The 25292-nt window shown below is 40.2% G+C and carries 16 protein-coding genes; 7 read left to right on the top strand and 9 right to left on the bottom strand.

Annotated features, from left to right (window positions below; translation table 11 throughout):
* Positions 1-48: 48 nt before the first annotated feature.
* The 3 genes from H6G76_RS21645 to psaA form a co-directional block, all read right to left on the bottom strand.
* Positions 49-549 carry a DUF6979 family protein gene (locus tag H6G76_RS21645; protein WP_190705346.1) on the bottom strand — a complete coding sequence of 167 codons (501 nt, stop codon included), beginning with the start codon at positions 547-549 and terminating at the stop codon, positions 49-51.
* A 162-nt stretch (positions 550-711) separates the two neighbouring features.
* Positions 712-2943 carry a photosystem I core protein PsaB gene (psaB, locus tag H6G76_RS21640; protein ID WP_190705343.1) on the bottom strand — a complete coding sequence of 744 codons (2232 nt, stop codon included), beginning with the start codon at positions 2941-2943 and terminating at the stop codon, positions 712-714.
* Positions 2944-3058: 115 nt separating this feature from the next.
* Complete coding sequence (gene psaA / locus H6G76_RS21635) at positions 3059-5317, bottom strand: photosystem I core protein PsaA (RefSeq protein ID WP_190705341.1); 2259 nt, start codon at positions 5315-5317, stop codon at positions 3059-3061.
* Positions 5318-5909: 592 nt separating this feature from the next.
* On the opposite strand from psaA, the gene H6G76_RS21630 reads away from it, so the two are divergent.
* Positions 5910-7220, top strand: a complete 1311-nt coding sequence (locus H6G76_RS21630) for a hypothetical protein (RefSeq protein WP_397333671.1) — start codon at positions 5910-5912, stop codon at positions 7218-7220.
* 112 nt (positions 7221-7332) lie between these two features.
* On the opposite strand, the gene glsA is transcribed toward H6G76_RS21630, so the two are convergent.
* The 3 genes from glsA to H6G76_RS21615 form a co-directional block, all read right to left on the bottom strand.
* A complete protein-coding gene (gene glsA / locus H6G76_RS21625; protein ID WP_190705338.1) occupies positions 7333-8235 on the bottom strand; it encodes a glutaminase A in 903 nt (300 codons plus the stop codon).
* 40 nt (positions 8236-8275) lie between these two features.
* On the bottom strand, positions 8276-8473 hold the full coding sequence (locus H6G76_RS21620; protein ID WP_190705335.1) for a hypothetical protein: 198 nt from the start codon (positions 8471-8473) through the stop codon (positions 8276-8278).
* 202 nt (positions 8474-8675) lie between these two features.
* A complete protein-coding gene (locus tag H6G76_RS21615) occupies positions 8676-11033 on the bottom strand; it encodes an NACHT domain-containing NTPase (protein WP_190705333.1) in 2358 nt (785 codons plus the stop codon).
* 618 nt (positions 11034-11651) lie between these two features.
* Between H6G76_RS21615 and H6G76_RS21610 the strand changes: the two genes are divergently transcribed.
* The 3 genes from H6G76_RS21610 (at position 11652) to H6G76_RS21600 (ending at position 18055) form a co-directional block, all read left to right on the top strand.
* Complete coding sequence (locus tag H6G76_RS21610) at positions 11652-14663, top strand: TIR domain-containing protein (RefSeq protein ID WP_190705331.1); 3012 nt, start codon at positions 11652-11654, stop codon at positions 14661-14663.
* A gap of 27 nt (positions 14664-14690) precedes the next feature.
* A complete protein-coding gene (locus H6G76_RS21605) occupies positions 14691-16199 on the top strand; it encodes a thioredoxin-like domain-containing protein (RefSeq protein ID WP_190705328.1) in 1509 nt (502 codons plus the stop codon).
* Positions 16200-16501: 302 nt separating this feature from the next.
* On the top strand, positions 16502-18055 hold the full coding sequence (locus tag H6G76_RS21600; RefSeq protein ID WP_190705325.1) for an NAD(P)H-quinone oxidoreductase subunit N: 1554 nt from the start codon (positions 16502-16504) through the stop codon (positions 18053-18055).
* Positions 18056-18322: 267 nt separating this feature from the next.
* Here the strand turns inward: H6G76_RS21600 and H6G76_RS21595 are convergent, their stop codons facing one another.
* Positions 18323-19621, bottom strand: a complete 1299-nt coding sequence (locus H6G76_RS21595) for a sensor histidine kinase (protein ID WP_190705322.1) — start codon at positions 19619-19621, stop codon at positions 18323-18325.
* A 474-nt stretch (positions 19622-20095) separates the two neighbouring features.
* Between H6G76_RS21595 and H6G76_RS21590 the strand changes: the two genes are divergently transcribed.
* The 3 genes from H6G76_RS21590 to H6G76_RS21580 all read left to right on the top strand — a co-directional run bounded on the left by H6G76_RS21590 (position 20096) and on the right by H6G76_RS21580 (position 22571).
* Complete coding sequence (locus H6G76_RS21590; protein WP_190705319.1) at positions 20096-20257, top strand: hypothetical protein; 162 nt, start codon at positions 20096-20098, stop codon at positions 20255-20257.
* A gap of 330 nt (positions 20258-20587) precedes the next feature.
* On the top strand, positions 20588-22240 hold the full coding sequence (locus H6G76_RS21585; protein ID WP_190705316.1) for a DUF1565 domain-containing protein: 1653 nt from the start codon (positions 20588-20590) through the stop codon (positions 22238-22240).
* Between the two features lie 94 nt (positions 22241-22334).
* Positions 22335-22571: a DUF6737 family protein gene (locus H6G76_RS21580; RefSeq protein ID WP_190705314.1), complete on the top strand. Its 237-nt coding sequence runs from the start codon at positions 22335-22337 to the stop codon at positions 22569-22571.
* Here H6G76_RS21580 and H6G76_RS21575 read toward each other — a convergent pair.
* On the bottom strand, positions 22568-23113 hold the full coding sequence (locus tag H6G76_RS21575; RefSeq protein ID WP_190705312.1) for an adenylate kinase: 546 nt from the start codon (positions 23111-23113) through the stop codon (positions 22568-22570). The two genes, H6G76_RS21580 and H6G76_RS21575, sit on opposite strands and share 4 nt — an antisense overlap.
* Positions 23114-23314: 201 nt before the next feature.
* A complete protein-coding gene (mrdA, locus tag H6G76_RS21570; RefSeq protein ID WP_190705309.1) occupies positions 23315-25165 on the bottom strand; it encodes a penicillin-binding protein 2 in 1851 nt (616 codons plus the stop codon).
* Between the last annotated feature and the right edge of the window lie 127 nt (positions 25166-25292).

The raw sequence follows: 25292 nt of genomic DNA, 5'->3' as shown, positions 1-25292 counted from the left end.
TTTGCTTTATCCTACAAGTTACTATTAACTTATGATTTAACCTTTTTTCTACTTTCTTTTTGATAATTGAACTATACGATTATTTGTAAATAACACCAATGCTATTTTAATTGCTCCTGCATCATCGTCAGCCGGCTCTTCAAATTCTGCTTCACTTTTAGCTTGCTTTGTTTTGCTTTTTTTCGGAAATTTTTCCTGCCGATATCGTTCTTGAACATAAGCCCATAATTCCTTTTTACTTACATCTTCTTGTTGATCTAACTTTTCTATAGCTATAACTGCATATACCGCATTTTTTCCTAACTCATGGTTAATTTTTGAAAGTTCCCAGTCTTGAAAATCTCTGTCACCATCAACAATGTATCCTAAATACCATAAACCGTATGCAGCACACATTCTGCAACTTTTTTTGCTTGCATATTTACTTATACCTTCATAGCTTTCTTTCCAAAACTTACGCCAAGATTCAGGATCTTCCTGTTGGTGAGTATTCATTTTATTGATTGTCTCTGTAATCCACTTTATGTAGTTAATCTTTGCTCTTTGCATAATTGCTCCTATTTAGTGAATATTGGACATTCCAACATTTTGTCTACCTCTTCTTTTATCCTTCCCATTAGTAAAGAGAGAATTTAATACTTGTACCAACAAAAAATCCCCCACCTTGCGGCAGGGGATTTTAATTACTTACCTACAAAACTAGTAGCCAGATCAACCGAACTTACCAGCAGTGGAGGCGATGAGGAAGGCTGCGTAGGTGAGGACATAGCCAACGGTGAAGTGAGCTAAACCAACCAAACGAGCTTGAACGATGGACAGAGCAACGGGCTTGTCTTTCCAGCGAACTAGGTTAGCTAGAGGAGTACGCTCGTGCGCCCAAACCAAAGTTTCAATCAACTCTTGCCAGTAACCTCTCCAGGAGATGAGGAACATGAAGCCGGTAGCCCAAACTAGGTGTCCAAAGAGGAACATCCAAGCCCAGACAGACAGGTTGTTCATACCGTAGGGGTTGTAACCGTTAATCAACTGTGCAGAGTTAGCCCACAGGTAATCACGGAACCAGCCCATCAGGTAGGTAGAGTTTTCGTTGAACTGAGCAACGTTACCTTGCCAAATACCCAGGTGTTTCCAGTGCCAGTAGAAGGTTAACCAACCTACTGTGTTCAATGCCCAGAACAGAGCTAAGTAGAAGGAATCCCACGCGGAGATGTCGCAAGTACCGCCACGACCAGGGCCATCGCAAGGGAATGCGTAACCGAAGTCTTTCTTATCTGGCATTAATTTAGAACCACGAGCATCCAAAGCACCTTTGACTAGGATGAGGGTGGTGGTGTGTAGACCTAGTGCGATCGCATGGTGTACCAAGAAGTCGCCAGGGCCAATTGTTAAGAACAAAGAGTTGGTGCCAGAGTTAATGGCATCCAGCCAACCAGGCAACCAAACGTTTGCGTAGTTGGGGTAAGCTGTGTAAGCAACACTGTCAGGGTTAGACAGCAAGGTGTCTAAGCCGTAAAGCACTTTACCGTGAGCAGCTTGAACGAATTGAGCGAATACTGGCTCAATCAGGATTTGCTTTTCAGGAGTACCGAAAGCAACTACTACGTCGTTGTGAACGTACAAACCTAAGGTGTGGAAGCCTAAGAATAGCGATACCCAGCTGAGGTGAGAGATAATCGCTTCTTTGTGCTTCAGTACTCGGTCGAGTACGTTGCCTTTGTTTTGTTCGGGGTCGTAGTCACGTACCCAGAAAATTGCACCGTGAGCAAAAGCACCAACCATCAAGAAGATAGCAATGTATTGATGGTGTGTGTACAACGCTGCCTGAGTTGTGTAGTCCTTAGCAATGAATGCATAAGGAGGCATTGCGTACATATGCTGTGCTACTAGGGAAGTTACGGTTCCCAATGCAGCTAGGTGAAAACCTAACTGGAAGTGCAGAGAGTTGTTATAGGTGTCGTACAAGCCTTGGTGAGGCAGGTTGAACTGACCTTCGCTCTTGCTACCAGGTACTAAACCAGCTTTGGAGTTCAGCATTTCTTTGATGCTGTGACCAATACCGAAGTTAGTCCGGTACATATGACCAGCAATGATAAATATCACTGCGATCGCTAAGTGGTGGTGAGCCATGTCGGTCAGCCACAAAGATTCTGTCTGAGGATGGAAACCACCTAAGAAGGTCAGAATCGCTGTACCAGAGCCTTGAGAAGTACCGAACAGATGACCTGCGGTATCAGGGTTTTGCGCGTAAACGCCCCAGTTACCGGTGAAGAAAGGTTGCAGACCTGCTGGGTGAGGTAGTGTGCTGAGGAAGTTGTCCCAACCTACGTGCTGACCGCGAGATTCAGGGATAGCAACGTGGATCAAGTGACCAGCCCAAGCCAAAGAGCTAACACCGAACAAACCAGCTAAGTGGTGGTTTAGACGGGGTTCAGCACTCTTGAACCAAGAGAGGCTAGGACGGAACTTGGGTTGTAAGTGCAACCAACCAGCAAACAAGAACACTGCCGCCAACAACAACAGGAAGACTGAACCTGTGTACAGGTCATTGTTTGTCCGCATGCCAATGGTGTACCACCAGTGATAAACACCAGAGTATGCAATGTTTACAGGATTACTAGCACCGCCTTGGGTAAAAGCTTCAATTGCTGGTTTACCAAAGTGGGGATCCCAAATCGCATGAGCAATTGGGCGGATGTGTAGAGGATCTTTAATCCACTGTTCAAAGTTACCTTGCCAGGCCACGTGGAACAGGAGGCTAGAAGCCCATAAGAAGATGATTGCCAAGTGACCGAAGTGGGTAGCGAAAATCTTTTGGTAAAGATTTTCTTCAGTCATGCCATCATGGCTTTCAAAGTCGTTGCCCATTGCCATCGCATACCAGATGCGACGCGTAGTTGGGTCCTGTGCGAGATCCTGGCTAAATTTTGGAAATTTTGTTGCCATAGCTTTGATATTTCCTCTGACCCTTAGCCATCAGGCATCAGCTTTTGGAGTTCTGAGTTTTGAGCTTTGAGCGATTACCCATCACTCAGCACTCAGCACTCCTTATAACTGATTGCTATCCTACTGAAAGAATGTGTGCGTGGAAGAATGCCCAGGTGGTAGCAATTCCTCCTAAGAGGTAGTGAGCTACACCAACAGCACGGCCTTGAGTGATGCTCAGAGCGCGAGGCTGGATTGCTGGTGCTACCTTCAGTTTATTATGAGCCCAAACGATAGACTCAATGAGTTCTTGCCAGTAGCCGCGACCACTGAACAGGAACATTAAGCTGAATGCCCAAACAAAGTGAGCGCCCAAGAACATAAGTCCATAAGCAGACAGCGCACTTCCGTAGGAGTTGATTACTTGTGAAGCTTGCGCCCACAAGAAGTCACGCAACCAGCCGTTGATGGTGATGGCACTTTGGGCAAAGTTACCACCAGTAATATGAGACACATTACCTGCTGCGTCAACTGTTCCCCAAACATCAGATTGCATCTTCCAGCTGAAGTGGAAAATTACAATTGACAGGGAGTTATACATCCAGAACAGTCCTAAGAAGACGTGATCCCAACCTGAAACTTGGCAGGTACCGCCACGGCCTGGGCCGTCGCAAGGGAAGCGGAAGCCTAAGTTGGCTTTATCAGGAATCAAGCGAGAGCTGCGAGCGAACAATACGCCCTTTAGCAAAATCAGAACTGTTACGTGAATGGTGAAAGCATGGATGTGGTGAATCAAGAAGTCAGCAGTACCCAAAGCAATGGGCATCATTGCGACTTTGCCACCTACAGCCAAGATACCGCCGCCAAAGGCATAGCTAACAGGCTCTAAGGCATTGGGAGCAGTGCCACCAGGAGCCAAGGTGTGCAGGTTTTGCACCCATTGCGCAAACACTGGCTGCAACTGAATTGCATTGTCGGAGAACATGTCTTGGGGACGGCCCAAGGCACGCATTGTGTCGTTGTGGATGTAGAGACCAAAGCTGTGGAAGCCTAGGAAAATACAAACCCAGTTGAGGTGGGAAATAATTGCATCCCGGTGACGAATCACCCGATCCAGAACGTTATTTTGATTAACTACAGGATCATAATCTCGCACCATGAAGATGGCAGCGTGAGCCGCACCACCAACAATCAAGAATCCACCGATCCATATATGGTGAGTAAAGATACACAACTGAGTTGCGTAGTCAGTTGCCAAGTATGGATAAGGAGGCATCGCGTACATATGATGCGCGATGATGATGGTCAGCGAACCCAAGAAGGCAAGGTTAGTTGCCAATTGAGCGTGCCAGGAGGTGGTCATGTTTTCATAAAGACCCTTGTGACCTTCCCCTGTGAAGGGGCCTTTGTGGTTTTCGAGGATCTCTTTGATGCTGTGACCAATACCCCAGTTAGTGCGGTATTGATGACCTGCGATAATGAAGAGTACAGCGATCGCTAGGTGGTGATGAGCAATATCAGTCATCCACAGACCGCCGGTTACTGGGTTTAAACCACCCTTGAAAGTTAAGAAGTCAGCATACTGACCCCAGTTCAAGGTGAAGAAAGGTGTTAAACCATTAGCAAAGCCGGGGAATAGGTCGATCAACAAACTCTTGTTCAGGATGAACTCATGGGGCAAGGGGATATCTTTAACAGCTACCCCTGCATCCAATAGTTTGTTGGTTGGAGCGGAGACGTGAATTATGTGTCCAGCCCATCCCAAGGAACCACAGCCTAGTAGAACTTGCAGGTGGTGGTTCAACATCGACTCAACATTCTGGAACCATTCCAGTTTGGGAGCGCGCTTGTGGTAATGGAACCAGCCAGCAAACAGGAACAAACCTGCTAGTACCAAGCCGCCTATAGCTGTGCAGTAAAGCTGGAAGGAGTTGGTAATACCCCAGCCACGCCATACCTGGAACAAGCCTGAGGTGATTTGAATGCCGTGGAAGCCACCACCGACATCACCGTTTAATATGTCTTGTCCCACAATGGGCCAAACGACTTGAGCACTGGGTCTCACGTTCAACGGGTCGCTCAACCAGGCTTCGTAGTTAGAAAACTTCGCGCCGTGGAATATCATCCCGCTCAACCAAATCGTCACAACGGCCAGGTGTCCGAAGTGAGCCGCAAATATTTTGCGGGAGATGTCTTCTAAATCGCTTGTATGTGTATCAAAATCGTGGGCGAGGGCGTGGAGGTTCCAAATCCAGGTGGTGGTTTTGGGACCTCTAGCTAGAGTTCTGTCGAAGTGACCAGGCTGTGACCATTTCTCAAATGAGGTTGGTACCGGATCGTTATCGACTATTACTCTTGCTTTCTTCTCCTCTCGCTCCGGAGGACTAATCGTCATTCGACCTCCTCTCGTGATAAGGAATGAGGAATCATGAAACCACAAAGTGATCCTTAGTCGCATTCTCCAGAGGTGGCTGGAGCAGCGATGAAGACGCTATGTGGAAATTTGTTTCTGTTGAATTATAAAGTCTTTACTTGTACATTGTTGGAGAGATTTTAACAATAATTCAAATTCCTCAGATTAAGTGCCTGATTTACCTTTTAACTTTAAACTCCTGAGCAAAAAGTCAATACTTTCCCTATTTAATTTACAAAGAATAACAATTCGTTAATTTTATGATTCATGGGTATAATACTTGCAAACTAAGTATTCATGCTCTTCATCTGTAATATTTTGGTGCAAATAAAATAACACCTCTCAGCGAAAATTGTAAAAAACATCACGCTTTGCCATCACTTCTAAAAAAAGCAAAGTAAATGACTAAAATTTTACCTTTTGGGCTATGGTGTCCGATGGATAGTTTATTCCAAAATACTTTTTAGTTTTTACAAGCTATAGCTGGGTATAAGGCATGAATTTGTGGTATGTGAAGCCTTTAAAACAGATCCTCCCTAGGAGTTTGACTATTTATAGGTGGTTATTAATACTAATGCTAGCGATCAGCTTAAGCAGTTGTGGCGATAAAGCGGTTAGCCAAGATGTATCTATTCGTCCCCCGGAAAAAAATCAACAAATTTCACAGCAATTTACTGAAGTTGCGCCACCTGAAATAATTCAAGAACTACGCCAAACTTTAGAAGTTTACCGGCCACAGGTTAATATTATTACTCCTAAACCGGATGAAGTTCTTCAAGACACTACCGTTACAGTTCGCTTTCAGGTAAAAGATTTACCTATATTTAAAGACCCACAGTTTGAATTAGGTCCACATCTCCATGTCATTTTGGATAATCGGCCTTACATACCTGTGTATGATTTAAATCAGCCTTTAAGTTTACCAGAGTTGTCTCCAGGTACACACACCTTACGCGTATTTGCGTCCCGTCCTTGGCATGAAAGCTTTAAGAATGAGGGTGCGTATGCCCAGACAACATTTCATATTTTTACCAAAACTGACGATAACAGCCCTGATCCTAGCCTACCTCTACTTACTTACAGCCGTCCCCAAAGCAGTTACGGAGCCGAACCAATCTTACTTGACTTTTACTTGACGAACGCTCCTCTGCGCCTAAATGCTAAAGATAACTCAGATGATCCGTTTAGTGATTGGCGCATTCGTTGCACAATTAACGGTGAAAGTTTTGTTTTTGATCGCTGGCAAGCAGTTTACCTCAAAGGCCTCATACCTGGAAATAATTGGGTGAAGCTGGAATTTTTAGATAATCAGGGTAATACTGTCAAAAATGCCTTTAATACTACTGTGAGATTGGTCAACTATCAACCAAAGGGCAAAGATACCTTGTCCCGGATTGTCAGAGGTGAACTCAAGGCTGATGAAGTAAAAAGCATTGTAGATCAAAGTTACATTGCCAAGCCACCAGAACCAGAAAAACAACCAGTTCCAACACCTGAAATTCCAGAGGTAGTTCAACCACAACCGACGGAGTTACCACAGCCAGAAGTAACACCAACACCTCAACCAACTGAGTCACCACAATCAGAGGTAACACCAACTCCAGAAACTCAACCAACTGAGTCACCACAACCAGAGGTAACACCAACTCCAGAAACTCAACCAACTGAGTCACCACAGCCAGAGGTGATACCAACACCTCAAGCAACAGAAGTCCCTAAAAAACAAGAAACTGAGCCTTTAAAATCTAGGTTGGGTAAATATTTTCAGCGTCGTCCACTTCCAACGCCTTCACCTACTTTAGTTCCTGCAATACCAGAGGTTATTGAGTCACCTGTACTACAACAACAGCCAGAGGTAATACCAACACCTCAAGAAGAGGAATGAGAAATTTTTTAAACGCAAAGGTACGCTGAGGTAAACGCGGTGAACCAGCGCTGCGGGAGGGTTTCCCTCCGCAGGCGACTGGTGAACCCGAAGGGAGGTACACAGAGTTTTTTCAAGAGATATTCAACTCTAGTTTTTGGGTTAGAGTCGCAATGAAAGCGATCGCAGCTACGGAATTTCCGATACTATCTAAGGCGGGACTGTAGCAGGCGATCGCTCCTTGGTTTGGTACTATGGCTAACAGTCCACCACTTATGCCTGATTTCATGGGTAGACCAATTTTGATGGCGAATTTAGCTGAGGCTTGGTAGAGTCCGCAGGTTAACATAACGGCGTTGACTATTCGATGATGGTGTAAATTATTAGCACCAGCTAAGATTTTTCCTAATAAAGCTAAGTCTTCAACTTTCCCAGATAAACAGCATATTTGCTCGTATGTGTCAAGAGCTATTTCGGGATTGTCGAGACGATTTTGTTCGGCTAGATAATTAACGAGTGCTTGGTTGGCTGGTGAACGTGAAGCGCGTACTGAAGCCAGCATGATTTCATCTAAATATAGTTGGGAATCTGTTAGCTGATTTAACCACTGACACAGATTGTAAGTGCGATCGCTTGCTGTTTTTCCTGGTAATTTATCGGCTAGGGTAATTGCACCACTATTAATCATGGGGTTGCGGGGATGTCCGCCATCAGTAATTAATTGGTCTAAAGAATTGAAAGCCGCATCCGATGGTTCGACTCCAACCCACTGCAAAACTGTGTCTGCACCCATCTGTTCCAGCAGATACAGAAATGAAAATGGTTTAATCACACTCATTAAGGGAAACACACATTCTGTATTCCCTAAACTGTAAGTTTGACCTGGGATACAGCAGACGTGAACGGCAAACCACGAAGGATTAGCTTTTGCTAATTGCGGAATGCGATCGCACACTTTTCCTGTATCAAACTGGGATGTAGTTTGCTGTATGCAGGTGAGTAATTGAGTCTTAGTTAAGCTTGTCAGCTTTTTCAATAGTGATGCAACATCCAGAAATTTATAAAAATGATCTTACTTAAGGTGTCAACTGAATAGCATTATCTTCTTCATCTGGCTGGATTAGTTCTCCAGTTTCTTCATTAATTCTTGGATTCGCTTTGGCTTGATTGGCTACTTCCAACTGTCCACAACAACCTTCATCTTCCCAAGGATCGCCTGGTTTGTGATTACAGAATTTCACTGAGCGTTTGATAGTGTTATCTTTGTTCAACATAACTTAGCTGTTCCTAACTTGCTTGTAAACGCGTATCAGAATGCTTTTTAAAGTATAAACTTTACGGCAATATCCGGCAATAAGCGGTAACAAGCGGCATTATCCTTAAAAAAAAGTTAATTTGTATACAGCAATACAAATTAACTTTGATGAGATTATATGTTTGCGCTCGCTAGGGTATTGAGATATGCGTAACAAAATGTCAAACATTTAACAAAGGAGTAGGAATCTCATCTTGAGGTAACAGCAAATTATCAATGATTGCGTCTCTCAGGCTTCTTGAAGAATTATTTTCTCCACAAATACACTCTAGTAATAAGTAATTTGCATAAATATAATCTTCTAAAGCTTTAACATCCTCTGGCGCGAGATCGATGCTGTAACCAACCTCAAGATAATTAACCATAAGTTTTTGTAATTCTACTGCCCATATCTTCCATTCGAAACTAGAAGCATTACTACCAGGATGACGGCTTTGTAAGATTATTAATTTATTTGCTAAATCATTAATATTTGCTTCTTGTGCTTTATCAATTGCAAAACTTAGTTGTTCATTAATATTTTTGAGTTGAAAGACTTTGCGGGTGAACTCAGTTTTTTCACTAAGTTTATTATCAATATTAGCTTGATCTATAGCTAAAGCATGAATTCCTACTAATCGAGAGATAAGCAAAGCTTTCGGTTGGGGAGGAGTTAACTTGTTGCGTTTTTTATTATAATTTCTTAACTCAGTTGCTAATTTTCCAAAAAGAGAGCGTTCAATTTGGATATCTTGACTAATATAAAGTTCTACATCTAAGTCAATAGCTAAGTAATAAGCCCTCCATCCGCTAGATGAAATGCCAGCATTAGAAGTCATTTTGTGTAGCCACCTAAGCATAGATTGTAATCCTGGGCTATTTTTTACAATGTCATTGGTATATGAAAAAATTAGCTTTAAAAATTCATCTGCGTCGCTGAGTCTTTCTGTGATTAAAATAAATACTTCTCGCCAATGCCTTTCTAATAAGTTTTGTTTGACGAAACTCTTGAGAAATTCTGGTTGGCGATTTTCTACTATATATTCAGCAGCAAAATATTCTTGAAAGGTTAAATGAGCAAAAGAATAAATTCCTTTGGCTTGTTGAATTAGTAATCCATGATTTGCTTCAATACGCTTAAGAATTTCTTGAGTATCTATTTCTTCAGAAACAATTTTTTGAAGAAAGTGATCAATTTGGTCTTTTAATTCCCATTGAGTCCATAAAAATTTGGCTGGTTCATTACTTAAACCTTTATAAGCTATTTCACTAAACATATTAATTTTACGCTGGCGTGATATATTAAAATGCTGCCTACGTTCTACCCGACGGCTGGCATCCCATCTTCTTAAAAGAGTATCTACTGCATCTGCATATAAAGCATAGCGATTGCTAGAAAAATCATAGTTATCCTCAAAAGTCAAACATAAAATTGTCAACAATAAAGGATTAGTAGCTAATTCTTTAACTTGTTGATTTTCTTCTAGTTTTTTGAGAAAGCGATCGCAAATATTGTCTTCTCCACGAGATTGAAACCAATTTCTGACAAATGTTTTGATTTCTTCTGGTTCAAAATCGGCAACTTCTACTTCTGTAAAATCATTAAAAACATAATCACAAGCCGCATTTCTACAAGTAATTATAAAGCGATTATCAGGAAATTTCTCTGTAAATTCATCAATTTGACTATAAATACTATTATTATCAACCTTAATTTCATCTAAGCCATCTAATAAAATTAAGCATTGCCCACGCTCTAATAATTTTGAAACATTTTTTTCTGAATTAGGCATACAATTAGTAAACTCCTTAATGATTTCATCTAATAAGCTAAAATGACCTCCGTTATCTGATATATCTCGCAAAGCAATAAAAATTGGTATAACTTTATCGTTTGATTCTTCTGCTATAAAATGCATAGCTAAATATTTTAGAAATGTTGTCTTACCTGCTCCTGGTTTTCCTAAAATTATCAGCTTCTGATATTTAATAGCAGCGTCTAATGCTGGCTCATAAGATTCATTTCCAGAAAAGCGTAAACGTTTATAAACATTCTCATGTAATTCATTATCTGGATAGTTTAATAAAGACTGAATAGTTTGCTGCCTAGAGGCATGAGGATTTTTTATCAGACTAAACCTTACATAAATACTGTCTATAGGTCTTGGCTCATTCATATCCAAAACCTTCATCATTTTGCACTTTCTTTCAAGATGTTTCCAATAACTATCTAGTGAATATTCTTCAATATCAGGGTGATTATTCTTGATTTCGTTTACAGCTTCTGTATAACTTTTCTTCTCTAAAAGAACAGTACATAAGTAGTTAAGATTTTTCTCTTGCATTTTTGGAACCGCAGGAGAATTAAAAAAATTCCGAATTGTCCGCTCTGCAATTAACTTCTCATTTTTGTCATCGAATTCTTCTTTAAAAACATGATTTAATTTATTGACTAAAGAAGTGGGCGAACTTCCAAACTTTTCAGAGTATGCCTGTTTTAGCTTCTGAAAAATAACTTCATTAACTTGAATCGCTGCCATGTCTTCCTCCTATTAACTATTTTTAAGCGTGTATAACAATTAAAAACCATCTCCGTGATACAGTGAATTTAGTTCTAGCATGATATGTAGATATGCCTTAACTAAGATCATACCCAAAGCCTATATTAATAATTCCTTTGTAAAGTTAATTTTTCCGCAAACTTATAACTTATTTTTTTTTAAATGAGAATCAAAAAATCTCCAACTTTTAATGGTACTTTATGTGCGATTAAAATCCAAGTTGTCTAATAAAATTGCCGCTAATTACCGCTTATTACCTCTAGTTTCCGAAAAAAGCCTTAATTAAAGTTGATAACTTCTATTTTTACTTTATATTCTCAATAAAAATGTTTTAATTTAACCTATTACAATCTGCTAAATAGTATAAAATTATATAAAATATAAATATTTTGTTATAGCAAAATTCTTTATCGCTAGGTACCAACATATAAGCTAAAAATTTTAATTATCACCTAAACGACTATATATAAGTATATCTATATTATTTGCGAATCAAACATTAGTTCTTTAAATAAAATGCTTTGTATATCCTGTCTAAGGAAAATCTATTGAATTTAAACTACACAATAAAAACTAGCTAAAAAAGATAAAACTTATATGGAAAATTTAGTGAATGCCAAGGCAATACCTTATGGTTGGCAACTTACATATGAGCTTCACGAACACAATGGGTTAATTAGCCGAGTAGAATGGTCTCCAAATGGAGAAATGTTAGCATCAGCATCATTTGACAGTACAGTTAAAATTTGGGATTTCAAAACTGGTAAATGTATTTATACCCTTAAAGGCCACAGTGGGCGGGTCTGGGCAATTGTTTGGTCTCCAGATAGTAAATATATTGCCTCTGGCTCAGCTGATAATACTGTTCGCGTTTGGAAAGTTGAGACTGAGGAATTAATAGAAACATTCCCCATGCACACAGGCGTATGCTTGTGTATGGCGTGGTCTCCAGATAACACAATAGTTGCTAGTGGCGGGACAGGCGATGATTGGTCAATTATTTTCGGATATATCAAAACCAGAAAAAGACAACATATCCCAGGACATTCAGGGCAAATAAATAGTTTGGCATGGTCTTCAGATGGAAAGGTTTTGGCTTCTGCTTCTCACGACAGCACAATTCGTCTTTGGGATAAAGAAACAACACAACTGAAAAAAATCCTCAGAGGTCATTCTGGAGATGTTTATAGTGTTGCTTGGTCAACAGATGGAAGATTATTGGCTTCAAGTTCTGTTGACAACACAATTCGGCTTTGGAATCCTCAAACAGGACAAACATTATTTGTATTAGAAGGACATACAGGCTCAGTAAATTGTGTGAAATTTTCTCATGATAGTAGATTTCTAGCCTCTAAATCTGCTGATGGTACTGTTCGCCTTTGGCGTTGTGATAATTGGGAGACTGTAACAGTACTGAAAGAGGAAACATCTAAATCTCTGCCTTTTGGGTTAGCTTTCCATCCACAAAAACCTATTTTGGCAACTTTAGGCGCAGCTGATACTGCTATTCGTGTTTGGAAGATTGACCCAGATATTTTGTTAAATACCCCTATCACTAATCCTTCTGCTTTATACAGAAATGCTAAGGTAGTGTTAGTTGGTGAAACTGGTGTAGGTAAGTCTGGTTTAAGTTTAGTATTAACTAATCAAGAATTCCGACCTACAGAATCAACACACGGTCGTCATGTTTGGACTTTTGACAAACAAGATTTGCAATTAAATGAAGATCGCCACGAAGTAAGAGAAATACTTCTGTGGGACTTAGCCGGACAGCCTAGTTATCGCCTAATTCATCAATTACATTTGAATGAATTAGCTGTTGCCTTAATCGTAATCGATGCTCGTAGTGAAACTGATCCCTTTGCTGGAGTTTATTACTGGAATCGGGCTTTGAAGCAAGCGCAAAAATTGCAAGGTGATGGTGCGCTCAGTTTAAAAAAAATTTTAGTCATTGCCCGTACAGATAGAGGTAGTCTTAGTGTTAATAAAAAACGCATTGATGCTTTAGTACAAGAGTTAGGTTTTGATCAATATTTTGAGACTAGTGCTAAAGAAGGATGGAAAATTCCAGAACTGATCACAGCAATTCGTGAAGCAATTGAATGGGATAATTTACCAAAAGTAATTTCAACAGAAGTATTTCAGAAAATTAAATATTTTTTAGTTCAAGAAGAAAAATATCAAAGGCTGCTATCCCCAGCAAATGACTTATACCGTGCATTCTTAAAACACAGGAATGATCTTACTGATTGTACAGAAGTAAGAGAGCAATTTGACACCTGTATTGGGCTAGTGGAGTCGCGGGATTTAATTCGCAGACTTAGCTTTGGCAATTTGATTCTGCTGCAACCAGAACTCTTAGATGCTTACGCCTCAGCAATTATTAACGCCGCGAAAGATGAACCCGACGGGATGGGTTACATTGTTGAAGAAGACGTATTAGCTGCCAGGTTTCGGATGCCAGAATGTGAAAGAATTGCTGATCAACAACAAGAAAAATTACTTTTAATTGCTACAGTTCAAGAATTAATTGATCGTGAAATTGCTTTGCGTGTTCAAACCGATCCTGAACCTTTGCTCGTTTTCCCTTCTCAGTTAACCCGTGAATGGCCAGAAGCCCCAGATCCAGAAGGTAAAACAGTAATTTTTGAATTTGAAGGTGCAGTAATAAGTGTATATACAACTTTAGTAATACGTCTATCTCGTAGCGAAATTTTTCAACGTAAAGAAATGTGGAAAAATGCTGCTATATTTACAACTACAAACGGTGGTGAGTATGGCATTTGGTTACGTTACCTCAGCAATATTGATGAAGGCAAAGCCGAATTAACCCTATTTTTTAAACCCGAAGCCAGTGAAGAGGCAAGGCTGCAATTTGAAAAATATGTACACACTCATCTTAAACGGCGGGCTTTACCTGACAGTATCCGTAGCCGTCGCATTTTTGTTTGCTCTGAATGCGAAACGCCTGTTACAGAGAAGCAGGCTGAGGGTAGGAGATCGCGCGGTTATGACTTTATTAACTGTAATGTCTGCGATACCTCTGTTTCCTTGCTGGATAGTGAAGAAAATTTGACCGTAAGTGAAAAAAGTTTGACAGTAATTAGTAACGAAACTATTCCAAAAATGGATAAAGCTGCTGATACTGGGCGTAAAATTGAAAGCAAACTTGTAACCAATGACTTTGATGTATTTTTATCTCATAATAGTAAAGACAAACCTCTAGTAGAAAAAATTGCTAACTCTTTAAGAAGGCGAGGGTTGAACCCTTGGTTAGACAAAGAAAAAATTCCTGTTGGGCAGAGCTTTGTAGATTGGATTCAAAAAGGTATTAAACAATCTAAATCAGCTGCAGTTTTTATTAGTTCTCATGGTTTAGGTGATTATCAACTTGAAGAATTGCGATCGCTACACGATAGAAGAGTTAAAGAAAAGATACCTTTAATTCCAATATTGTTACCAGGTGTTAATCAAATACCAGATGACCCAGAATTTTTATTTTTGAAAGGATTGAACTGGGTGCAGTTCGTTAAAAATATGAATGAGAAAAAACCATTGGAAGATTTAATCAAAGGAATTACGCTGCCAAATTCACTCGATTATGAATAATTTGACAAAATATAAACATCTATTGATATGACTCCACGTGTCAGAGCGCCAGAATTACCGCAAAATTATGCTTGGCTAAACACTGATAAACCATTGTCTTTAAAACAACTTAGGGGTAGAGTTGTCATCTTAGATTTTTGGACATACTGCTGCATTAATTGTCTGCACATTCTACCTGACCTGAAATATCTCGAACATAAATATAAAGATAGCCTGACAGTTATCGGCGTTCACTCCGCCAAATTTGACAACGAAAAAGAAACTGAAAATATTCGTCAAGCTATCTTGCGCTACGACATAGAACACCCAGTGGTCGTAGACCAAGATTTTCGGATTTGGCAAGAGTACACCGTGCGTGCTTGGCCAACGTTTATGATTATTGATCCAAAAGGTTACGTGATTGGTTATGTTTCTGGTGAAGGCAAGCGCGATTTTTTAGATCAGTTAGTTGCAAAGGTAATTGAAGAACACCAACAAAAAGGCACAATTAACTTTCAAGAAATCAGCCATATTCTAGAAAAACAGCAACAACCAATAATCTCACCCTTAGCTTTTCCGGGTAAAGTTTTAGCCACACCAGCAGGTTTATTTATTGCTGATTCTGGACATCACCGCTTAGTTATGAGTAGCTTTGATGGTGAAGTTTTGGGTGTAATTGGTACAGGAAAATCAGGTTTAACTGATGGTGGTTTTAGTGAAGCACAGTTTTCTGCACCACAGGGAATGGCATTTGATATTGAAAGCCAAAGCCTTTATGTAGCTGATACAGAAAATCATGCTTTGCGGAGAATAGATTTAAAAAATCAAGTAGTCGAAACAATTGCTGGAACTGGTGAACAAAGTCACAACATTCATCCTCTTGCAGGCGATGCTTTAGAAACAGCCCTAAATTCTCCGTGGGATTTAGTCAAAGTAGGGAATATTTTATTCATTGCAATGGCAGGTTCCCATCAAATTTGGCAAATGGATTTAGAAACTAACATTGTCAAAACATATGCAGGAACTGGTGCAGAGGGTTGCGTTGATGGAACAATAGCTGAATCTGCTTTTGCTCAACCTAGTGGTATTACTACTGATGGGCAAGAGTTATATATTGCTGACAGTGAAATCAGTTCAATTCGTGCATTGGGAATTGTGGAACCTTACCAAGTACGAACTGTTTGCGGTAGTCAACAGTTATTTGGTTTTGGTGATGTGGATGGACAAGGTACTGATTTAAGACTACAGCACTGTATGGGGGTAGAATATGCTCAAAATTTTCTCTGGGTAGCAGATACTTACAATCACAAAATTAAATTGGTGAGTCCTACTAGCGGTAATAGCCAAACAGTTTTCGGGGATGGTGTTGCTGGTTTACTAGATGGAAAAGCAAATAATAGCCGCTTTTTTGAACCTTCAGGGCTGAGTGTTATGGGTAATTATTTATATATTAGTGATACTAATAACCATGCTATTCGTCGCGTGGATTTAAATACCTTTGAGGTAACAACATTGAAATTTCCGGGTTTATGTGCGCCAGATATCTGTATCCCTTAAACGAATTTTTTGGCACCTCGCTAGTATTAAATAATGCAGAATTTAATAAATTTAATATGTAATCAGATATTTGGGGCTGATCTGTAATTCCAAGCTGCGGGATAAAATTTCAACTATAATTTAATTTGATGATTAGTATAGAGTCTTAGGTGGTAGTTAGCTGTTACGCTTCTTTTTAGCTACTTTTACCCAAGAGTCAGTCTATGCTAAAGACAAAAAGGCGAATGCAACTTTGGTGATGAACAATAGATAAAATGAACAAAGTTAGCCTTAATGTCTAATCGCCAAAACCTATATATCTCATGGATTTTGCTAATCTTGCATCCCAGTTAAATGCTGGAACAATTCTGCCAGAGGGAATTGTGATTGTTACCCTCTTGGGGGTTTTGATTGTTGATTTGATTTTGGGGCGTACATCCGCACGTTGGATTGGATATCTAGCGATCGCAGGTTTACTCGCCGCAGTTGTCGCCCTTGTCTATCAATGGGATGTCATCAATCCCATCTCCTTTACTGGTAGCTTTACTGGTGATGACCTCAGTGTGGTGTTTCGCGGTATCATCGCTTTGTCTGCCGTTGTCACTATATTGATGTCCATTCGCTATGTTGAGCAGAGTGGTACTGCCTTAGCAGAATTCATCGCTATTCTGCTGACTGCTACCTTAGGTGGAATGTTCTTATCAGGTGCTAGTGACTTGGTGATGATTTTCATCTCACTAGAAACCTTAAGTATTTCCTCTTATCTGCTGACAGGCTATACCAAGCGTGACCCCCGTTCTAACGAAGCGGCGTTGAAATATCTGCTGATTGGTGCTTCTAGTACAGCAGTATTTTTATACGGTGTTTCTCTGCTGTATGGGCTATCAGGCGGTCAAACAGAATTAAGTGCGATCGCAGATGGTATTGCCGCAGCTAATGTCAGCCAATCTTTAGGTTTGGTGATTTCCCTTGTTTTCGTAATTGCAGGTATTGGCTTCAAAATTTCTGCTGCGCCCTTCCACCAGTGGACACCAGACGTTTATGAAGGTGCGCCCACCCCTGTAATTGCCTTTTTATCGGTTGGTTCTAAAGCAGCTGGGTTTGCTTTAGCCATCCGCTTACTGACCACAGCCTTTCCGCTTGTAGCTGACGAGTGGAAATTTGTCTTTACAGCCCTTGCCATTCTCAGTATGGTTTTGGGTAATGTGGTCGCTTTAGCACAAACTAGCATGAAACGGATGTTAGCTTATTCATCCATCGCTCAAGCTGGCTTTGTGATGATTGGGATGATTGCTGGTACTGAGGCCGGATACGCCAGCATGGTATTTTACCTGCTGGTTTATTTGTTTATGAACCTGTGCGGTTTTACCTGTGTGATTCTCTTCTCGCTACGGACAGGAACCGACCAAATTGCCGAATACTCAGGTTTATATCAAAAAGATCCACTATTGACATTAGGGTTAAGTATTTCCCTGCTGTCTTTAGGGGGTATTCCACCATTAGCTGGATTTTTCGGCAAAATTTACTTGTTCTGGGCTGGTTGGCAAGCTGGTCTATACGGATTAGTTTTGCTAGGTTTGGTAACTACTGTCGTTTCCATCTATTACTACATTCGTGTAGTCAAGATGATGGTAGTCAAAGAACCCCAAGAAATGTCCGATGTAGTAAAAAACTATCCCGCAGTGCAGTGGAATTTACCTGGATTAAGACCTTTACAAGTAGGGCTAGTAGTAACTTTAATTGCTACTTCCTTAGCTGGGATTTTATCGAATCCACTGTTCACCCTGGCTAACAATTCCATCTCTCATACCTCAATTTTACAAGCGACAACTGCTCGTGTAAGTTCAGTTCCCTTAGAGCAACCTGAAAAGCTGTAGTTTGCCTGTAGTTACATTGCTGGCTAATAGCTAATCATTCATTGATGAATAGCTATTAGTCATTTTTTATAAATATTTAAAAATATCAGCTATAGCTATAGGCGAGTTATACCAATTCTCTAAAATCACATTCAAACCCCGAAAACCATGTTATATCTAACGCATCTTAATTACGAATTGGTAGTAGTTATAACATCGTAGATGATTCAACGTAGACCAACAAAAAACTTTTAACCCTGTCACATATAACCTATAACCTGCCTTGCTTTAATGAGTTGGAATTGTAATTACAAACTCCGAACCTTTCTCTGGTGCAGAATATACATCTAAACTACCTTGATGCTTTTCGACAATAATTTGATGGGCAATGGATAATCCTAAACCTGTACCTCTACCAACAGGCTTAGTAGTAAATAAATGCTCAAAGATTTTCTTTTGAACATCTGGTGTCATTCCTGCTCCATTGTCTTTAATCCGAATCACAACATGATTTTTATCTTCAGTGAGAGCAGTTTCAATTAAAATATATTTATGATTTTTTTCAATTTCATTATAGCTACGCCCTACATTAGATTCTTCTATAGCATCAATCGCATTAGCTATAATATTCATAAATACTTGATTTAATTGACCACTAAAGCAAGTTATGGAAGGTAAATTACCATAATTTTTAATAACTTCAATTTCGGGACGAATTTTGCTTGCTTTTAAGCGGTGTCTGAGAATCATAATGGTGCTATCAATGCCATTATGAATGTTGCAGAAGACTTTGCGATCGCTATCAGCACGTGAAAAATTCCTGAGGCTGTTACTAATATTCCGAATGCGTTGCACCCCTTCTTTCATTGAAGTAATTAAATGCGGGAGATCAGAGCGAATATAATCTAAATCTATTTCCGCAATTTCTTCTTGAATTACTGATATAGGTTCAGGATAATTTTGCTGATAAAGGTCAATAATTTTAATTAAGTTCTGAAAATAATTAGCAGTGTGGCCAAGATTACCATGAATGCAACTAACCGGATTATTAATTTCGTGGGCAATACCTGCTACTAACTGACCTAAGGCTGACATTTTTTCTTTCTGGATTAGTTGGAGTTGATATGCCTGTAAATCTTTTAATGCTTGCGAAAGTTCTGCTGTTCTTGCTGTAACTCTATTTTCTAGAGTCTTTGTTAAATAACGTAATTGCAGATGCGTTCTAATTCTTGCTAAAACTTCTTCTTTTTGGAATGGTTTAGTAATATAGTCAACCGCACCTAAAGCCAGCCCTTGGACTTTAGTTTCTGTATCAGAAATCCCAGTCATAAAAATTACTGGTATATCTTGGGTTGCTGGATTTGCCTTTAATTTTTTGCAGGTTTCAAATCCATCAATCACAGGCATCATAACATCTAGCAAAATTAGCTCAGGCTGAGTATATTGAATTTGTTGTAATGCCTTTTCTCCGTTCCTAGCTGTAGCAACATCAAATCCCCCATTAGTTAATGCATCAGAGATAATTTCTAAATTAGTAATACTGTCATCTACAACCAAAATTAAACTATTTTCTTGGAAATTCAGCATTTGTATATGTTGGTCTTAGATTGTAAAACAGGATTCGATTAGTGGATAAGGTTTGCCACTAACAACTCCAGGGAGATTTTAATCATCATTAAGTAAATATACTGATAAAGATTAATACAAAAATGCTCTTTTTGCCCAATACACCCTGTTATGTTAGTTATTTTTCCCAAACGAGGGGCATCTGTTACTATGGCCGGAAAAGTTCCAGGAATAATGTCTCTTAAGCAAATTCTTATTGGTGTATTGCTGAGACGGATTCCCTAATTTTTTAGCTACTATTCTTTGGAACTCTCTATTGTTTGACCAAGATTACTTGATGCGATCGCGCGGCTAGCTTAAGCCAAGGCTCTAGTTCTCAGTATCTACAGGATGCCATTGATAACCAGGAACAAGCGTCTGATCATTATTGGGCTTGCCTGTTTATGGTTTTTGTGGGGGTAGTAACGGTTTTAACCGTTCTCCCATATAACGAGTTTGAAAACACGCCCTAGTCGCTTCACAGTCTGCTGGTTACGCTACACCATACACCGTGATTTTAAAACACAGCCAACACTAACAACTTGGTTTCGTTGGTCGGTGCGATCGCAGTTACGGCATATCATCCTGTCGTTACCGCAGTGGATATGTGACAGCTGACAGTGTTAAAAGTCTTTCGCTGTCTAGATTGTATCTTTGTACGAGTGTCCTAATTACCTGGGTTATTGGTATACCAGAAAAAAAAAATAAATAATTCTTTGCTACTTTTCTGGAATCGAACTGCTCCATTTGGTAGTTATAGCAAGTTGCACTCAAAGATCATTCTGATTCTAGATTTTCAGCCCCATTACTACCATTACTACCATTACTAGCCCTAATTACTATCTTTGAGAGCAACTTAATATTTAATGTTGCAAAATGTTAGCGATCGCTAGCCATTGTTATGGTTAGCGATATTACTATGTCTATGTATATTTTAGCTGTATAAATATGGCTCAAAACTTTTACGTAAATCCTTTAACAGGTAATATTAACAATCCTGGTAGCCAACAGGCTCCATTTAAGACAATTACCCAAGCTCTCAAGGTTGCTACACCCGACACGACAATTCAACTAGCAGATGGTAATTACAACGCAGCTAGCGGTGAAAGCTTTCCGCTCACAATTCCATCGGGTGTGAAAGTTATTGGTAACGAAGGCAACAAAGGCAGCAGCATTTTAATTGAAGGCAGTGGTGAATACCTCAGTCGGACTTTTGCGAAACAAAACGTTACCTTTGTGCTGCTAGACAACGCCCAATTGCGGGGTGTGACAGTAACAAACCTAGCCTCTCGTGGTAGTGGTGCTTGGGCTGAATCAACTACTCCTACCATTGCTAACTGCACCTTCAAAAATTGTAAGCGTGAGGGAGTTTTTGCCACAGGCGATGCTAACCCAACAATTCAAGGTAATGTGTTTACAGAAAATGCTGCCAATGGAATTGCGATCGCTAAAAATTCCAAAGGTCAAATTCAAGATAACGCTTGCTTTAAAACAGGTTTTGGCATTGCCATCAGTGATACAGCATCACCCACACTCATAAATAACAAATTTAGTGAAAACCGTTCTGGGATAGTCGTTTCTGGCAACGCCCGCCCAGTACTACGCAACAATCTTAGTGAAAATAATACCGATGATGGTCTAACAGTAATTGCAACTGCCCTACCGGATATTGGTAATGCTTCTACACCAGGAGGCAATATCTTCCGCAATAACGCTAAATTCGATTTGCAAAATGCCAGTTCTAATAAACTGATTTCTGTCGGTAATCAAATAGACCTAAAAAAAATCACTGGTAATGTTGAGTTTGCCAGCACTCCAGTTCCGACACCAACACCAACCCCAACGCCAACGCCAACACCAACCCCAACGCCAACGCCAACACCAACCCCAACACCAACGCCAACGCCAACACCTACACCAACGCCAACACCTACACCTACACCTACACCTGAACCCGATATTGATCCTGAACCGATACCAACGCCAGTACCGACCCCAACACCTACACCCACTTCTATCGATTTAACTGATATTAGTAATCATTGGGCAGCTGCTTTTATTCGGGAACTGGTCAAACAGGGAATTATTAACGGTTTTCCAGACCGCACCTTTAAACCTGATGCAACAATGACAAGGGCGCAGTATGCGGCATTAATCGTCAAAGCATTCAGCCCAGCATCAAACCGTGCAGCAACTCAATTTAAAGATGTACCAGCCAGCTTTTGGGCATCGAAAGTAATTCAACAGGCTTATCAAGGTTTATTTCTCTCTGGTTTTCCTGATAATACCTTCCGTCCCAATCAAAATATTCAACGTGTGCAAGTTCTAGTTTCTTTAGTCAATGGTTTAGGACTAGGAACTTCTGGTAATGTAGCAAACGCTATCAAAATCTTTGATGACCAAGCGAAGATTCCTGACTATGCTAAAGATGAAGTAGCCAAAGCTATAGAAAAGAAAATTATCGTCAATCACCCTAACTTGAAGCAACTCAACCCTACCCGCGATGCTACACGCGCAGAGGTAGCGGTGATGGTTTATCAAGCTTTGGTTGATGCTAGTCGAGTAGCGGCGATTAATTCACCTTATATTGTGAATGCTTGACTTGTAAACTGATAAGTGAGATTGGTCAGATCCCCGACTTCTTAAAAAAGTCGGGGATCTTGCAGCATAATTCCTGTTAACTGTTTAGTGCTATATGTCTGAACAAAAACCTTTAAATCCTTGGAATTACAAACCTTGGTGGTGTCAACCTTGGTCTATCATCCTCACGTCTGTAATTTTAATTAGTGGTAGCTGGTTACTATTTAAAATTGTCTGGCTAACAATTCTTGTGTCTATTCCTGTACTGGTTTGGATGGGCTTTTTTGTATTTGTTTGGCCACAACTGATGATTCGCAGTGGAATTTTAGAATCTTATCAAAGGGAAAGCTAGGCTGATGCACTATTTTTAAACTTAGTCTCATTTTCCACTAATTCAAAAAATTGCGAAATATCTTTAGTCGCGCGAATGTGATAGACATTTTTGGTACTTTGAGCTTGCTTGATATACTCACGATATCTTGGGGTTAAATATTTGTGACATAACCAAAGTGCGCGGTAGCTAGTTAGGGAACTCCTCAATATCGGACTGTTTTGCGGCCAGCCTTCGGGCGGTTTCAAGTAACCTGTGATGAATCGTTTAGTTACCCACCATCCATGCACATATAGTGGTAAATCAATATAAATCAGAGTATCCGCCTCGTCTAGCCGTGGCCAAAGGGTTTCCATAGAACCAAACCCGTCAATAATCCATCGGTCAGTGGCTAAAATGTCGTCATGGGTGCGCTTATAGTCTTCATCCAAAACTTGAACGCCTCCTGGTTGATATTTAATTTTGTCCAAGATATAAAGTGGCAAACTAGTGATTTCGGATAATTTTTTGCTGAGAGTTGATTTACCGCCTCCTGCATTGCCAAATACCGCTACTTTTTTCATCGTCGCTATCCTTTTTTTTGAGCGCAATCATCTTATCTCGTAGGCTAGATTGATTTATAAAACCAGCAATCTAATCCTTTGAATGCCTAATAAACGTTTGCACCCAATGAGCGATCGCTGGTTTGGTTTATATTTTATCCATTGTCGGTAAATCTAGCTATTAGCTGATTGAGACAATCTGATTTCAAAGTTTAATCAATGTTAGTCGCCGTTACCATTACTAGAGTTTTGAGAATTTGCTGATCCTTCTTGTTCCGATTTTTGGAACTTACCTGGATACTTATGCTGAAAATACGCCTCTAATACCTGTAATACCATCGGCCCGCAGACTGTACCACCATGATCACCAGAATTTTCACCAAAGGCGACAACGGTAATTTCTGGGCGATCGCTAGGTGCATAAGCCCCAAACCAAGTATGATTAGGCCGACCTACACCAGCTTCGGCTGTACCACTTTTACCAGATGCTGGGGCGATGGTGGGTAGATTTAAGCGTTTACCTGTACCTTCAGTGATTACTTTCCGCAGTCCATCACGCAGAACATTGATAGTTGTCTGCTTCATATTCAAAGATTCGCGCCAATTTTGGGCTTCTTCATGGTCTTTCAGTAAATGCGGCTTCACCCGATACCCTCCATTGGCGGGAACAGAAAACATAATCGCTGATTGCATTGGTGTGACTTGCAAAGCACCTTGACCAATGGACATATTAATTGTGTCGCCAATCGTCCAGGGGATCTTCCAGGTTTTTTGTTTCCAAGCATTATCAGGAACTAAACCTTTTGATTCTTCATTGGGAAACTCTATGCCAGTTTTTTGACCAAATCCATATTTGCGACTCCATTCAATTAAAGCCGGGCCGCCAGCACCTTTCCCAATTTGATAAAAGAATGTATCACTACTCATCGCCATCGCTTTCGGAAATCCTATAGTCCCAAATCCTGCGTGATTCCATTCACCAAAAGTCACTCCACCAAAGGTTAATGAACCATAGGTTTGTAGAACTGTACCAGGTGAAAACTTCCCAGATTCCAACCCAGCCGTTGTAGTAATAATTTTAAAAGTACTCGCTGGTGGAAAGGCACTTAAAGCCCGATTTACTAGAGGATGGTCTTTACCTTGAACGCTTTCCCAATCTTGTTGAGAGAGTTTTTGCTTAGAAAAAATATTGGGGTCGAAACCAGGATGAGACACCATTGCTAAAACTGCACCGTTTTTAGGATCAAGGGCGACAATTGCCCCTTGATACTTACCTAAAGCTTTGTCAGCTACTTTTTGTAGTTCTAAATCTATGGTTAGGTGCAAATCTTGACCAGACTTTGCTTCTTTGTTGCCTAAAATTCTAATTGGGCGACCTGCGCCATCTACTTCTACTTCCTGACCACCCCATTCACCCCGCAGTGTGTTTTCATACGCTTTTTCTATTCCCATCTGGCCAATCACATCACCTAGACGGTAGCCTTCGTTCTGCCTTTTCTTTAACTGTTCTGGGGTAAGTTCTCGCGTATACCCTAATACATGAGCTAATTCTTGCCCATGTGGGTAGAAACGTACAGCATCAGTATTAATTTCTACATCTTTCAGTTCACTTTCATACTCTTTTAAGGCGGTAATTTGGGCATCGTTAACATCACGCGCAATCCTAATTAGTGAGGAAGAGTTCGCGCCTGCTGCGTCTAGCTTATGTTCTATTTCGTCTTGCGGAATATCCAAAATTTCAGATAAACGCGGCCCGACAACTGACCAAGATGGCTTAGTATGCGCCATTGGCCATAAATATACAGAATGGGGATAACGAGTAGTTGCTAAAAGCTTGCCATTGCGGTCAAAAATATTACCGCGTTCTGGTTGTTTGAGAATTGTGCGTACACGGTTAGATTCGGCGCGTTTCCGCAGTTGTGGCCCTTCTACTATTTGTAAATATGCTAACCTTCCCTCAATTCCAGCGATCGCCAATAGTGTAAATGCAATTAAAAATATTGACTGGATACCGCGTCCGACAGTACGTGTCTCTCTTTTGCTGTTAGGTAAAGATGATGGAAATAAAGACATAGGTCATAAATGTAAGTATAAATTCTGAAATTAGAATTCTTGGTCTAGAATGCCCAAAACTTTCTTCAGGATTTACGTTGTAATAATTGCAAATGTATCTTCCTGATTTTAGGATTTTGGCGGATAC

The organism is Nostoc sp. FACHB-152 (assembly GCF_014697475.1).
Lineage (GTDB): Bacteria > Cyanobacteriota > Cyanobacteriia > Cyanobacteriales > Nostocaceae > Nostoc_B.
The sequence above is the reverse complement of the archived record's forward strand: the minus strand, read 5'-3'. Positions and strand labels throughout refer to the sequence as shown.